A 15,090-nucleotide genomic window follows, 5' to 3' on the forward strand; every position below is an offset into this window, starting at 1 on the left:
TGAAAAAATAACCGGATAACAAAGTATTTTAGAGTAATTTAATATGGTTATAAAACATAATAATCCCGACAAGAGACCTTGCCGGGATTACATGAAAATATTATTTTTTGTAAGCGAAACCTCGCTTTTTAACAAATATACACTATCCTATAACATGCATTGCATCCAACACTAATTTTAGAAGGAATAATACTGCAATGACGTACACTGTAACAGATACATCTTTTGATTTTCCGCAAAAAACTTTGATAAACGCAAAACTCAACATACCGAAAACAATACCTTCTGCTATACTGTATGTAAAAGGCATGAACACGATGGTAAGGAATGCAGGCAAGCCTTCGCTCATGTCGCTGAAATTGATCTTAGCAACAGACGAAATCATAAACAACCCTACAATAATCAAAGCCGGTGAAGTTGCAGCAGCGGGAACCATCAGGAATAATGGTGCAAAAAACAGTGCTAAGATGAAAAACAACGCTGTACTTACAGAGGTAAGTCCGGTACGACCGCCCGATGCTACACCCGATGCACTTTCTACATAGGCAGTAACTGTACTTGTTCCAAGTATAGAACCCACGGTAGTACCTAGAGCATCAGAGAACAGGGCTTTCTTCATTTGAGGGAAATTTCCGTCTTCATCTGCAAGTCCTGCTTTTGATACCACACCGATCAATGTTCCTACTGTATCGAAGAGGTTTACAAACAACAAGGTGAATACAACGATAACCATGTTGATAGATAAAATATGATCCCACTCAAACTGAGCAAAGATAGGAGCAATAGATGGAGGTGTATCAATCACATTTCCTTCGGGTAATTTAACATCTCCCAAAATAAGACCAAAGATAGTTGCTACAACAATTCCTATCAGAATAGAACCATTTACATTTCTTACGAATAGTACAGCTGTAACAAATAGTCCTAAAAAGGCAATCCATATACTGTGTTGAGAAAAGTCTCCTAATGCAACCAATGTAGCAGGACTTGACACTACGATTCCTGCGTTTTTCAACCCAATCAGTGTAATAAACAGCCCGATACCTACAGGTATTGCGTCTTTTAATACTTTTGGTATACTTTTTACTATCAGTTCACGAACATTGAAGAACGTAAGTAGTATAAATATAATCCCTTCGATAAATACTGCTGTAAGTGCAAATTGCCAAGAATATCCCATTACACCGCATATTGTGAAAGCAAAGAATGCATTCAATCCCATTCCGGGAGCTTGTGCAATTGGCAGTTTAGCATATAATGCCATCATAAGGGTGGCGAAAATAGTTGCCAAAGCTGTAGCAGTAAACAACGCATCCTTATCCATCCCTGTAGTAGACAATATACTTGGGTTTACAATCAGGATATAAGACATAGTAAGGAAAGTGATAAGACCCGCAAGAAACTCTTTGCGTATAGTCGTATTATTCTCCGAAAGCTTAAATGTTTTTTCTAGTAAGTTTTTCATATTCTATTAATGATCAAAAGTTCCACTTAGCAGCAATAGTAGGATTTATATATGGTTCATTTAAGCGAGACCCATTAGCTGAGTTAATAAAGTTGTTGCTTATCTCTATTTCTGTACCTAAAGACAGGTTTGAATTAACATTATACCAGAATTGAGGTTCTGTAAGCAGAATTATTTTTTTACCACCTCGATCTACTCCATGAACCGGGTTTTTATCCTGAGTCCAAACATCAAGGAATCCACATACAGTAAATTTATTATCAAAGAGATTAGCTCCCCATGTTACTGTCCACTGAACATCGTTACTCACTCTCTCAAAAGCATTGTATTTATACACTAAATAAGTCCCAAGGTTTACTCCTTTAATATTTGTAGCATAAGATGCTCCGGCTAAGTAGGCATTTGCGATAGAAAAACCAAAGTTGTTAGCATTTCCTACACCACCATTAAACTCTAAGTGGGCCATAATCGGGCTTTTTCCCAACTTCAGGTCGCGGGCAATTTCAAGGTACATTGTTCCTATATTTCCTCTGCTTTGGTTAAAATCCAAATCGACAAACATGAAAGTAGAACCCCATTTGTCGGGTTTGAACATCTCAAAGGTTGCAGTAAAATAGTTTTTTCCAGAAATCTTGTCTCCATGTAGGGCATGACGTGGATCGAAATGTAACTGAAGATTCTGTGCCGAAGCATAGAATGAAGCCATTAATACGATTAATGTGAATAGTACCTTTTTTGCCATATTATTAGAATTTATTATTAAAAATGCAAAAATAAGTAAAAAAAAGAATTAAATATTTGTCGAAGAAGATTTAACAATCGTTTTTTTTCAACAATATGTAGAATCCTTTCCCAGCTTCGTTTTTTAGTTTTAAAATAAATTATGCGTAAATTTTTATTTTTTATTTTGAAATATAAAAAAATGTCATACCTTTGCACCGCAATAAGCAAAAGACGGGATGTAGCGCAGTCCGGTTAGCGCACCTGCTTTGGGAGCAGGGGGTCCCAGGTTCGAATCCTGGTATCCCGACAGAAGAAGACAAAGGAGCTAGATAAAAATCTAGCTCTTTTTTCTTTTTATACGTACACACAATTTGCACACAGCTATCGAAATGCAAAGAAAAAAACTTGCTATCTATAAGAACTCTAAATGCAAATATTTACACTACCAGATTTCATATTATTTCTTCTTTTTACATCTGATATAGACCTTTCATAAAGAAAGAATAAACAAAGCAAGACTTTTCTAATAAATACGCTTTGAGGAACGAAAAGGAAGATTTATTAGAAAACCGTAGGGCTTGGTCTTGATGGTTTATTCTTTGTATATTTTTTTGTATAAAAGATGAAAATAACATTCTTGATATTTGAAAAAATCCTACCTTAGTTCATTCAAATACATCACGAGCACAGGAGGACATCAGGTGTGATAGGTTGTGATTTGCTTTCAAAATTGCATCTTAGTTCATTGAAATACATCAAATCTGTCGCAGCAATGGAGCTGGCAACAGTTGTAATTTGCTTTCAAAATTGTATCTTAGTTCATTGAAATACATCCCTTGAACGTTGGTAACTATGCAGATGCAAGTTGTGATTTGCTTTCAAAATTGTATCTTAGTTCATTGAAATACATCAGAGATAAAAAAAGCATTCGATAGAATGAGTTGTGATTTGCTTTCAAATCACAATAAGGATTATTCCGTTGTGAAAACATCTAGAGCGGCACTTCGGTGCCGCTTTTTCTATTATATAAGAGAAAACAATTGTTGTGAGTTTGATATTCTATAATAAATATCCCTCAATCTCTATTTATAAGTACATACTATAAATCTCCTCTGCAACTTGACTAAGCTTTAAGAAATTAAATCAGAATCTTTTCTCCAGAAACATTGTACAGAGTTTGAATTACAACAGCTTAGTTAGAGAACGTTAATTCGTACAGCTAGAAAGTTTCTATTCTAACTTTTTCTCTTTTTTACACTAAATCTGTGTATTTTTGCATTCACAACAACAAAGATATGATAAGTAAGCAACATAAAGATATTGCCCAATGGTCTATGCAACTGGCTCTGGCTAATGGATGCCAAGGAGCTCGGGTTTCAGTAATCACGGCAAACAACAACTCTTTCGAATACAGAAACACTCAATTAGATAAACTTCACCAAAGCAGTGAAAACAAACTCTATATCGAGTTATTTATAGATGGCAGATACGGCTCATTTTCTACAAATCGAATAGAAAAGGCAGGATTAGAGTCTTTTATAAAAGAAGGTATCACGTCTACTAAATATTTATCGGAAGACCCTTTTCGCCAACTGCCCGACACGCAAAGATATTTCAGAGGAGACGAAACGGATTTAGACCTCTGTGATGGAAGCTTTGAGTCCATTCCAACAAATGAGAAGTTAAATCTTATAAAGCAGTCTGTAGACGAAATACATGGCAGCGACAATCGTATAATCTCTGTCACCTCGGCATACGATGATGGCGTAGGAGCAGAATATATGATTGCCAGCAATGGATTTGAAGCCGAATGTGTAGACTCAGCGGTCAACCTGATGGTAGAAGTATCGCTGAAAACGGATGGTAACGCTCGTGCCGAATCCTTCTGGTACGACAGTGCTGTATATTGGGAAGATCTGAAAAAAAATGGGATAGCAAAAATTGCATTCAACAGAGCATTACGCAAGATCGGACAACAAAAGATAAAATCAGGCAAGTATGACATGTTGTTAGACAATACTACTTCGTCGCGTATATTATCTCCGCTTATCAGTGCAATGTACGGGACAGCACTTCAACAGAAAAATTCTTTCCTATTGAACAAAATGAGAGAAAAGATAACGGCTGACATCTTTACACTTTACGATACACCACATCTAAAACGCTCCTTTGGAGCCCGATGGTTTGATGGTGAAGGCGTAGAGACAAAAGATAGAACGATTATAGAGAAAGGTATTCTGCAAAATTATTTCATAGACACATACAATTCTCTGAAAATGAGAGTAGCCCCTACCATATCTTCCCCGTCTATTCTTCAAATGTCTTTGGGAGAAAGAAACTTCGATGTCATTTTGGCATCTGTACAGAAAGGTATATGGGTCACCAACTTCAACGGCGGTAACAGTAACCCTACTACCGGAGATTTTTCGTTTGGCATAGAGGGCTTTTTGATCGAAAACGGAAAGATTTCAACTCCATTGGGAGAAATGAACATAACCGGAAACATGCTGTCTCTTTGGGATAGTCTTACAGAAGCGGGAAACGATCCCCGTGAGACTTCCTCTTGGCGCATTCCATCGCTTTTATTCAACAATGTAAACTTTAGCGGATTATAGAATATGAAACCGTTCCACCTCTTATTTCTACTTTTACTACTTCCTCTATATATATTTTCTCAGGCTCCTGCGACCGAAATACGTGCCGTTTGGCTAACAACGAACTGGGGTCTCGACTGGCCCGTACAGCGTACTAGCGTAAAAGCTCAGAAAGAACAATTAAAAAATATTCTGGATAAATTACAGGAAGCAAATTTCAACACGGTGCTCTTTCAGGCAAGAGCTCAAGGTTATGTTTTTTATCGCTCCAAGATAGAACCTCTCAGCTCATATTTCAATCATGATGACAATTTCGACCCGTTGGTCTTCGCTGTAGAAGAATGCCACAAAAGAGGGATGGAATGTCATGCATGGGTTATAGCCTATCCTATGGATAAAGCCACAGTGCGATATACAGGCAAAGGCAGGCGAAGAAAAGCCACAGTAGTACAAAACAAGCCTTCATATTACAAGGCTATAGGAGAAAGATGGTATCTCGACCCCGGAATGCCCGAAACACGCAATCTGATAGTATCTATAGTGAAAGAGATAGTTCAGAATTATGATGTAGATGGCATTCATTTCGATTATATCCGCTATCCGAGTAACTCCCGCAAATTTCCAGATGACGATACCTACCGAAAATATGGAAACGGGATGAATCTATACGATTGGCGTAGGGAAAATATAAACAAGCTGATCAGTGAAGCATACGATACGGTAAAGTCTCTAAAAAAATGGGTACAAGTGAGTAGCTCTCCTTTAGGAAGATACAAAGTTCTGCCGGAGGTTTCACCCAATGATGGATGGACAGCTTATGAAACAGTGTTTCAGGATGCAGGACATTGGCTGAAAAGTGGAAAACACGACCTACTTTTCCCAATGATGTATTACCGTGATCATTATTTTTATCCGTTCCTTAACGACTGGATTGCAAATAGTAACGGACGGCTTATTGCTCCGGGACTGGGTGTTTATCAGATGGATGAATTAAAGTGGCCGCTACAAGATATTACGAACCAGATGCAATACATTCGGGATAAAAAGATCCCCGGAGCAGCATATTTCAGAACAGCGAATGTTCTCAGCAATCTGAAAGGGGTTTTAGATTCTATACACACCTACTACCCTACTCCGGCGAAGCTACCGCCGCTGACATGGCTAAACAACATTGCGCCGAACTCCCCAACTGATTTGCAAGTCTTTAAAGACAAAGACAACAAGCTAAACATTAAATGGAATCCGCCGACAGCAGATGGGGATTACACATATACCGTGTATGTATCAGACAAAGAACCCGTAGACACCAACAATGCAGGCAACATATTATCAACAGGTCTACGAACAAATAGCTATGCTTTTACAATCAAAGAGGGCGATTTTGGGTATTATTATACCGTAACAGCTTCAGACAGATACCATAATGAGAGTACGGTTACCTTCCCTGCATTTTTCTCTCATTCAGCAAATGAGCAATAAACAACCATCAAGAAAGTTTTGATTTCAGTCATAATTTATAAGAAAATCATAAAAAAAAGAAAATCAGCAGTTTTATTGTAAACTGCTGATTTATATATTTTCAACACAATAATACTATCCCTTATTACGCTATGGAAGTCGGTGGCACTATGGCATCCTTTAATTGATTGATTGTCTTATGAAGAATCGGATGCATGTATTCCCCTGCAATCTCAGCTAGAGGAAATAAAACAAAAGACCTTTCGTGAATATGAGGGTGCGGTAATTTCAAATCAGCAGAATCCAGAATTACATCTTCGTATAACAAGACATCAATATCTATAATCCGATCGGTATATCTTTCGCCCTGAGACTTAACATCTCTCCCCATCTCTTTTTCGATCCATTGAGTAGCCTGCAATACTTCAATAGGAGTAAGTTTAGTCTCCACTCTGCATGCAGCATTCAAGAACTGATTAGCAGACTCAAAGCCGACAGGCTCGGTAATATAAAAAGCGGAAGTGGCGATCACCTCGCCAATCCGCTCTTCTATATAATCTATTGCATTATCCAGATTTTCTCCTCGGTCTCCCAAGTTGGAGCCAAGTCCCAGATAAACATTATGCTTTTTTTCTTTTTCGAGTATCATCAAATGATAAGCATTGCGTCTCCGTAAGTTCCGAATTTATATTTCTCCTTTACAGCGGTTTCATATATATCCATTATACGGTCATACCCGCCAAATGCTGCAGTCATCATCAATAATGTAGACTGAGGCAAATGAAAATTAGTAACCATAGAGTCGGCTATACCAAAATCATACGGAGGGAAAATAAACTTATTTGTCCACCCTTCATTTGTTTTCAGGTAACCATCTGTACTCACTATTGTTTCTACAGCTCTCATCACCGAAGTCCCAACGGCACATACTCTACGACCTTCATCTTTTGCTTTGTTGACGATATCTGTCGCTTCCTGAGTAATAAGCAATTGCTCCGAGTCCATTTTATGCTTTGTAAGGTCTTCTACGTCAATATCTCTATAATTACCCAAGCCCGAGTGCAAAGTTATATATGCAAAATGAACACCTTTAATTTCTAAGCGTTTCATTAACTCACGGCTAAAGTGAAGTCCGGCAGCAGGAGCTACGACAGCACCTTCGTTTTTAGCGAATATAGTCTGATAGCGATCCTTATCTTCGGGTTCTTCACCTCTGTTCAGGTATTTAGGGATTGGAGTTTCACCAAGAGCATAAAGTGCTTTTCTGAACTCTTCGGATGGACCATCGTACAAAAAACGAAGCGTACGTCCACGCGAAGTTGTATTATCTATAACTTCGGCAACCATTGAGTCATCGTCACCAAAATACAATTTATTTCCTATACGTATTTTACGCGCAGGATCAACAAGTACATCCCACAAATGGAATTCCTCGTTTAACTCACGCAGCAAGAATACCTCTATTGTAGCTCCGGTCTTCTCCTTATTTCCATATAAACGTGCAGGAAAGACTTTCGTATCGTTGAAAACAAAAACATCTTTATCGTCGAAATAGTCAATAATATCCTTAAAACTTTTGTGTTCAATATCCCCGGTTTTACGGTTGACAACCAACAAGCGTGACTCATCCCTGTTCTTTGACGGATGAGTGGCGATCAATTCCTCTGGAAGATCAAATCTGAATTGAGAAAGTTTCATGTTTCTTTATCTAAATTTATTATTTATCAATAATTAGTGCGTCCACAAATTCTTCTATCTGGCTTCCCTCAATACACTGATCAAGAGTAACCTCTCCTATTCGTGTTCGCTCCAGTGCGGTAAGATGTGCACCTGAGCCTAACGCAACTCCAATATCTCGAGCCAAAGCTCTGATGTAGGTACCCTTACTACATACCACTCTAACTCTTATTTCGGGAAAGGAATAGTCAAGAAGCTCGATTTCATCTATAACCAACAACTTTGGTTTCAACTCTACGTCCTGTCCTTCTCTCGCAAATTCGTATGCCCTTTTCCCATCCACCTTACAGGCAGAATATGTTGGCGGCACTTGCTCTATTTCTCCAATAAAATCTTTAAGTTTAACCTCTACCAGCTCCTGCGTTATATGTTCTACGGGGAAGACGCCATCTACTGCTGTTTCCAAATCAAATGAAGGAGTTGTTTCTCCAAGCTTGATCGTTGCAATATATTCTTTAGTCTGATATTGAAACGACTCTATCAACTTTGTCTTTTTCCCTGTACAAACAATCATAACACCCGTAGCCAATGGGTCTAGAGTGCCGGCATGACCGACTTTTAATTTCTTAATACCCAGCTTGCGGCATAATTTGTTTCTCAATTTGCGCACAAGGGTGAATGATGTCCAATTTAGTGGCTTATTAATACATAAGACCTCTCCTGATATAAAATCCATTATACTGTTAATTCGTGTCCTGCCAGCATAAGGATAAGAATAATTCCTCCAACTACAATTCTATACCAGCCAAAAAATTTAAATCCATACTTGGTTACAAATCCTATAAAGAATTTAATAGCCAACAGCGCTACGATAAACGCTACTACATTTCCTATTATAAGCACAGTCATATTATCCAGTAATATGCTGAAATCAAAATCAAATACTCCTCCATTGGGTGCTTTTATCAGCTTATACACTTTCCATCCGGTAGCAGCAGCCATTGTAGGAACTGCAAGGAAGAAGGAAAATTCTGCTGCATTTTTTCTACTCAAGCCCTGACTCATCCCCCCTACGATAGTAGCCATAGAACGAGACACTCCGGGAATCATAGCTATACACTGAAAAAAACCAATTATAAACGCATTCTTATATGTTATTTCTTGAGAGTCTTCTTTCGGCTTGTTAAACCATTTATCTACAAACAGCATCAGAATACCGCCAAGCACCAACATGATAGCTACAACTGTTACACTTTCGAGCAATTCATCTATTTTATCACTAAAGATCAATCCTAAAAAAGCAGCCGGAACAAAACCGATCAACAACTTCCAATAGAACTCTAATTTATAAAACAAATAGCTGGATATATTTTTAAAATCCGCTCTTAATCTATCATTTCTAAAGCGAAAAAAGCGGTTCCAGTATAAAACAATCACAGACAAAATCGCACCAAATTGTATAATAACAGTGAAAGCCTTTACAAATTCGCTACTTTCGATCCCTAAAAGACTTTGAGCAATAATCATATGCCCGGTTGACGATACTGGAAGAAACTCGGTAAGCCCTTCTACAATAGCAATTATAATTGCCTCAAAAATACTCATCGTTATTTATAAGTTTTGTAATTAATCAGTTGTGCTCTTTGTTCTCCTCAGCTAAACTCTTACGACGAGGATACAGTATTCCGACAATCATCAGTAAGAAACCTGCTAGACACACCATTGGAGCCACAACGATTCTCTTGGCACTAAAGATGTCCGGTTCAAATCCGCCTTCGATGCTGGAAGATGGCCCTGTCATCAGGATAAACCCAATTATAATAATTACAACCGACACAGCACAAATGATGTAATTTAGCTTGCCAAAAGCAAAATCTTTCTTATCCATATGTTTTAAACGTGATAAAGTTTATTTGTAGTCATTCTTAAATACCTATTCACCGAAAATGCTGTGGCAAATGCTGCTATAAGTATGCCAAAGATAAGGACAAGCCCATATACAATCAACAATTCGTACATTTTCACAATAGACAGCATATCAGGAATTATGCTTGTAATATAATATATTACTCCCGTAATAGCTAAATTCGCCAAGATAGCAGCAACAACACCACTAATTACCATACGCCACATAAAAGGCCATCTGATAAAAGAGTTTGTTGCACCCACCAATCGCATTGTATTTATCAAAAATCTCTTTGAATATATATTCAGCTGAATAATGCTTCGTATCAGCGTAAAGGATATGAGCACAAGTATCACAGCCAGTATAGCCAATATAGTTCCAATTAAAGAAAGCTTAGAATTTGCATTTATAATATCACTTTCATTATAAACGATATTATTTACTATCTGAGCTCCTTTCAGATTTTGAACCTTAAGACTTGCTTCTACTTTTTTTATACTGTCTGGATTTACATAGTCAGACTTGATAAACACATCGAAATAGGCATGAGCAGGATTATATCCTAACACCTCTTCCGGATCACGACCAAGATCTTCTACCAATTGTTTTTTCGCCTCATCTTTGCTGATATACACGACAGACTTAACATACGGATTTGCATTCAAGTTTTTCTGTATCTTCGCGACAGAAGCATCATCTACATTACCGGCAAGCTCTATCGAGATGCCCATATTCTCTTTCAGATACGAACCTATGCCTTTAGCGGTAAATCCTACCAAAAAAGTCAAACCCAAAAGAAAAAGAACAAGAGTTATACTAATCGTAGTAATGACCCCTGTAGTAAATAGTGATATCGTTTTATACTGATGCTTATCAGACATATTGTACAAAGACAAATAAGTAGTATTTAGTGAATGAGTACAAAACACCCAAATTCGCTGCAAAGAAACAAAATAAATACATCTTATAGTAGTATTTTCATCTTTTTTAATAAATACTTCTTTGCAATTAAAGAATAAACACTATTAAAACTCCATTTGTTTTGGTTTATTGATTAATTTAAGACTTTGAAACACTTCCATCAGACTAAGACTATTCTCAACTCTCATAGTCGTTATCTATAACATAATAAAATCACAAGATTCACCCTGCCAATGACTATACAGGTTCGACATGTAGGTATAGCAATTTTATTTTTTAGATATGGTTAGATTCACATTCAGGGGAAGAAAAATATTTTTTGTTAAAAATAGCCTTATATTTGTGTTTATCATTTATAAAAAAGCTCGTATAACTTAAAAAAATATCATGCAAACAGAATTAACCAAATCAAAATTGAGTCCAACAAACTTCTCCGGGAAAGTAGATGGTAAAGATGTAAAAATGTACGTATTATCCAACAAGAATGGATTGGAAGCAACCGTCATTAATTACGGAGCAAAAATAGTTTCCTTATCCGTACCTGATAAAAACGGCCAACTCACCGATGTCGTTCTCGGACATAATAATCTAAACGAATATCTCAATTCTGAAGAGCCATATTTTGGGGCTGTATGCGGACGAACAGGAAACCGCATTGCCAAAGGAAAATTTACGCTCGATGGCATTACATACGAATTGGCAATAAACAATGGGCCGAATAACCTACATGGTGGACTAAAAGGTTTTAATGCTGTGGTATGGGATGCAAAACAAATGGATCATCAAACCCTGGAGCTGACATATCTATCCAAAGACGGAGAAGAGGGATTTCCGGGTAATCTGAATGTGAAAATGATCTATAAATTGACAGATGACAATTCGTTTGATATAGACTACGAAGCCACAACAGACAAGGCAACTATTTTGAATCTTACAAATCATTCATATTTCAATCTTTCGGGAGAAGGAGATCCTACTATAAACGATCACATTCTGGTCATGCATGCCTCTAGCTATCTCCCAACGGACGATACTGCTATTCCTTACGGAAAAGCTGAACCTGTAAAAGGAACTCCGTTCGACTTCACTAATCCTCATACCATCGGAGAACGAATTGAGGACGACTTCGAACAGTTGCATTTCGGGAAAGGCTACGACCATACAATGGTATTGGATAAAAAAGAGGATGAATTGGCCTTAGCGGTAGAATGCTTTTCTCCCAAGTCAGGAATTCAAATGAACATTTCGACTACCGAACCGGGTGTTCAGATATATACAGGTAACTGGATGACAGGTAATTTTGAAGGAAAACACGGACACTGCTATCCGATGCGTGCAGCTGTATGTTTCGAAACTCAACATTTTCCGGACAGTATCAACAAACCGGAGTATCCGAGTGTAATACTCAGACCCGGAGAAACGTTCAAGAGCAAAACTGTACATCGATTTACAATAAAGAAATAAGATAACCTTTGTCATTCAAGATGGAGCGAAGAATACATCAATAAAAGATAGCCTTTTCGCTCCATTCCTATTCATAAATTAAATAAGATATTATTTGATGGAACACAAACATATAATTCCTTAATTCTGCAACATGAAAACCAAAGCCCCAATCAAAAAAGTAAACATTGTTATTGATTGTGCCGATGCTGGAGTTATGTCCAAGTTTTATAGTAAAATTTTAAAATGGGAATGCACACACCCTCATGCAAATGGTTGGGCAGCTATAACATCTCCTTCCGGTATGGTGATAGCTTTTCAGGAAGTAGAAAACTATACTCCTCCTGTCTGGCCTTGGCAAGAAGGAAAACAAGGGCAAATGCTACATTTAGACTTTTATGTGGATAATCTGGAAGAAGCTGTACAATTTGCGATAGAATCTGGAGCAAAACTTGCAAGCGAACAATACTACAAAACTTCAAGAACAATGATCGACCCGGCAGGTCATCCCTTTTGTCTCGATACTAATGAACCCGAATAAGTAAGATTTACTAATTATTTCCTTAGCCTTACAAAGTCAACAGAATGACCTTCTCCCTTGTGAAGTATGAGGTTGGCTCTTTCCTTTGTCGGCAAAATGTTTTTTCTCAGATTTTTACGGTTAATCTCTCGCCAAATCGTTTTCGCCGTTTTCATCGCTTCCTTCTCAGATAGCTCCGAAAAGCTCTTGAAATAAGACCGGGGGTTAGTAAACGCACCCTGTCTGAATTTCATAAAACGGGAAATATACCAATCTTCGAGCAACTGCTCTTCGGCATCTACATAAATAGAAAAGTCGACAAAGTCGGATACAAATATCCTTGGCTTTTCGCTGGGGTAATCCATTCCACTTTGCAATACATTCAGACCCTCCAGAATCAAGATGTCGGGCTGCTCAACGATATCATATTCGTTAGGGATAATATCGTATACCAAGTGAGAATATCTCGGCACTTCTACCCGATCTTTTCCTGATTTTATATCTGTCACAAATTGAAGAAGACGCTTTATATCGTATGATTGGGGAAATCCTTTTTTCAGCATTATTCCTTTTTCTTCGAGAGTAGCATTCGGATAAAGGAATCCGTCTGTAGTTACCAAAGACACTCTTGTGTTTTCTTTCCATCGGCTAAGCAATGCTTGCAAGACACGAGCAGTAGTACTTTTCCCAACCGACACACTACCTGCAATACCTATTATAAAAGGAATCTTCTGTACTCTTTGATTGAGGAATCGCATCAATACGGACTGACGGCTCACACGTGCATGTACATAATAGCTTAACAGACGTGATAGAGGCAGATAAATATCTTCCACCTCATCTATCGACAATTCGTAGTCAATTCCTTGTAGAGTTAGCAATTCCTCATAGGTGAGAGTCATCGGCTCGGAGTCGCGTAACGCAGCCCACTGTTCGCGAGTGAAAATCATATAAGGGCTAATAGGAAGAGTTGCCATTTGTTTACTTTTGATAACTGATACAAAGGTATGCAAAAGTTGTAAGCCGAATGTTATATGTCGTACATTTTAAGTTTTTCTCTTATAAGCAGAATAGTGTGATACATGAGCATTACATCATGCTTTAGCAGAAAATTGAAGAATATGTGTCGAATATAAAAAACATCCCGCTCACGTGGTAGCATAGAGTTTGTTTTCTAATTATTTATTTATCAAATTGTCACTTACACGTTTTTTTAATACATTTGCACCTCTAAAAACATAAAAACAACTAAATATTAATCTTATGATTACAGCAGACCAACTCAAAGAAGTGTTGGAGCGCGAGGACGCGCTGAGGAGGTATCTTTGACGTCGATGCGAAAAAAATACAACTAGAAGAAGAAGAACTAAGAACTCAAGCTCCGGGATTTTGGGATAATGCAAAAACAGCAGAAGCCCAAATGAAAATTATACGTGGGCTGAAAGGCTGGATAGAAGGCTATAATGAAGTAAAGGCCTCAACAGATGAGCTACAGCTTGCATTCGATTTTCAGAAAGAAGGTATTACTACCGAAGAAGAGGTGGACGAAGCATATAAAAATGCTCTAAGCCTTATAGAGAATCTCGAATTGAAAAACATGCTTCGCCGTGAGGAAGACAAACTAGGAGCTGTATTAAAAATAAACAGTGGTGCAGGAGGTACCGAAGGACAAGATTGGGCTTCAATGCTATTCCGCATGTATCAACGTTGGTGTGAAGACAAGAAGTATAAAACGACTATAACCAACTGGCAAGACGGCGATGAGGCCGGTATAAAAACAGCAACCTTGCAGGTAGAAGGCGAATATGCATACGGATATCTCAAGTCCGAAAATGGAGTTCACCGTTTGGTACGAGTATCGCCATTCAATGCACAAGGAAAACGCATGACTTCGTTCGCTTCTGTCTTTGTGGTTCCTTTGGTCGATGATACTATAGATATTGACATCAATCTGTCTGACATTACATGGGACACATTCCGTTCGAGTGGAGCAGGAGGACAGAACGTAAATAAAGTGGAGACAGGTGTGCGTCTACACTATAAATACAAAGATCCTGAAACCGGCGAAGAAAAAGAAATCGTCATCGAAAACACAGAAAGCCGCTCTCAGTTTGGAAATAAAGACAATGCGATACGCTTACTGAAATCTCAATTGTATGAATTGGAATTAGAAAGACGTAGCCGCGAACAGTCGAAAGTAGAGGCCGGAAAGAAAAAAATAGAATGGGGTTCTCAAATACGAAGCTATGTGTTTGATGACCGCCGAGTAAAAGATCACCGCACAAATTACCAGACATCAAATGTAAATGCCGTGATGGATGGGGATCTGGATGATTTTATCAAAGAATATTTAATGGAATTCGGCGAAGAAGCCTGATTCTGT

14 protein-coding genes and 1 tRNA gene are annotated in these 15,090 nt (G+C 38.0%); 6 read left to right on the forward strand and 9 right to left on the reverse strand.

What is annotated here, in order from left to right:
- Positions 1-142 precede the first annotated feature (142 nt).
- Together BGO84_RS03870 and BGO84_RS03875 are read right to left on the reverse strand one after the other, a co-directional pair.
- Positions 143-1,465 carry an NCS2 family permease gene (locus BGO84_RS03870; RefSeq protein ID WP_135105587.1) on the reverse strand — a complete coding sequence of 441 codons (1,323 nt, stop codon included), beginning with the start codon at positions 1,463-1,465 and terminating at the stop codon, positions 143-145.
- Positions 1,466-1,478: 13 nt separating this feature from the next.
- On the reverse strand, positions 1,479-2,207 hold the full coding sequence (locus BGO84_RS03875) for a DUF5020 family protein (RefSeq protein WP_291027816.1): 729 nt from the start codon (positions 2,205-2,207) through the stop codon (positions 1,479-1,481).
- 213 nt (positions 2,208-2,420) lie between these two features.
- Here BGO84_RS03875 and BGO84_RS03880 point away from each other — a divergent pair.
- From BGO84_RS03880 to BGO84_RS03890, 3 genes are all read left to right on the forward strand, one after another.
- Positions 2,421-2,495: transfer RNA gene (locus BGO84_RS03880), tRNA-Pro, on the forward strand.
- 988 nt (positions 2,496-3,483) lie between these two features.
- Entirely contained in the window at positions 3,484-4,803 is a 1,320-nt protein-coding gene (locus tag BGO84_RS03885) for a TldD/PmbA family protein (protein WP_291027818.1), read from the forward strand.
- 3 nt (positions 4,804-4,806) lie between these two features.
- Positions 4,807-6,261, forward strand: a complete 1,455-nt coding sequence (locus BGO84_RS03890; protein WP_291027820.1) for a family 10 glycosylhydrolase — start codon at positions 4,807-4,809, stop codon at positions 6,259-6,261.
- A 124-nt stretch (positions 6,262-6,385) separates the two neighbouring features.
- On the opposite strand, the gene folK is transcribed toward BGO84_RS03890, so the two are convergent.
- From folK to BGO84_RS03920, 6 genes are read right to left on the reverse strand one after another with little or no spacing between them, the layout of a single operon-like run.
- A complete protein-coding gene (gene folK, locus BGO84_RS03895; protein WP_291027822.1) occupies positions 6,386-6,889 on the reverse strand; it encodes a 2-amino-4-hydroxy-6-hydroxymethyldihydropteridine diphosphokinase in 504 nt (167 codons plus the stop codon).
- On the reverse strand, positions 6,889-7,938 hold the full coding sequence (gene queA / locus BGO84_RS03900) for a tRNA preQ1(34) S-adenosylmethionine ribosyltransferase-isomerase QueA (protein WP_291027824.1): 1,050 nt from the start codon (positions 7,936-7,938) through the stop codon (positions 6,889-6,891). Before queA ends, folK begins: the two co-directional genes overlap by 1 nt.
- A gap of 19 nt (positions 7,939-7,957) precedes the next feature.
- Positions 7,958-8,653, reverse strand: a complete 696-nt coding sequence (gene truB, locus BGO84_RS03905; RefSeq protein WP_291027826.1) for a tRNA pseudouridine(55) synthase TruB — start codon at positions 8,651-8,653, stop codon at positions 7,958-7,960.
- A complete protein-coding gene (locus tag BGO84_RS03910) occupies positions 8,653-9,522 on the reverse strand; it encodes an undecaprenyl-diphosphate phosphatase (protein ID WP_291027828.1) in 870 nt (289 codons plus the stop codon). The genes truB and BGO84_RS03910 overlap by 1 nt, the downstream gene beginning before the upstream one ends.
- A 25-nt stretch (positions 9,523-9,547) precedes the next feature.
- Positions 9,548-9,805, reverse strand: a complete 258-nt coding sequence (locus BGO84_RS03915) for a DUF3098 domain-containing protein (protein ID WP_283685391.1) — start codon at positions 9,803-9,805, stop codon at positions 9,548-9,550.
- Positions 9,806-9,810: 5 nt separating this feature from the next.
- Positions 9,811-10,704, reverse strand: a complete 894-nt coding sequence (locus BGO84_RS03920; protein WP_135105563.1) for a permease-like cell division protein FtsX — start codon at positions 10,702-10,704, stop codon at positions 9,811-9,813.
- A gap of 427 nt (positions 10,705-11,131) precedes the next feature.
- Here BGO84_RS03920 and BGO84_RS03925 point away from each other — a divergent pair, with 427 nt between their 5' ends.
- Together BGO84_RS03925 and BGO84_RS03930 are read left to right on the forward strand one after the other, a co-directional pair.
- A complete protein-coding gene (locus BGO84_RS03925; RefSeq protein ID WP_291027830.1) occupies positions 11,132-12,208 on the forward strand; it encodes an aldose epimerase family protein in 1,077 nt (358 codons plus the stop codon).
- A 133-nt stretch (positions 12,209-12,341) separates the two neighbouring features.
- A complete protein-coding gene (locus BGO84_RS03930) occupies positions 12,342-12,728 on the forward strand; it encodes a VOC family protein (RefSeq protein WP_291027832.1) in 387 nt (128 codons plus the stop codon).
- Between the two features lie 14 nt (positions 12,729-12,742).
- Here the strand turns inward: BGO84_RS03930 and coaA are convergent, their stop codons facing one another.
- Entirely contained in the window at positions 12,743-13,684 is a 942-nt protein-coding gene (coaA, locus tag BGO84_RS03935) for a type I pantothenate kinase (RefSeq protein WP_291027834.1), read from the reverse strand.
- A gap of 286 nt (positions 13,685-13,970) precedes the next feature.
- On the opposite strand from coaA, the gene prfB reads away from it, so the two are divergent.
- Positions 13,971-15,084, forward strand: a protein-coding gene (prfB, locus tag BGO84_RS03940) for a peptide chain release factor 2 (RefSeq protein WP_135105557.1) whose coding sequence is annotated in 2 segments (ribosomal slippage) — positions 13,971-14,033 and positions 14,035-15,084 — 1,113 coding nt in all. Because the reading frame shifts where the segments join, the coding sequence is not laid out codon by codon here.
- Positions 15,085-15,090: the final 6 nt, after the last annotated feature.

Source organism: Dysgonomonas sp. 37-18 (genome assembly GCF_001899125.1).
Lineage (GTDB): Bacteria > Bacteroidota > Bacteroidia > Bacteroidales > Dysgonomonadaceae > Dysgonomonas.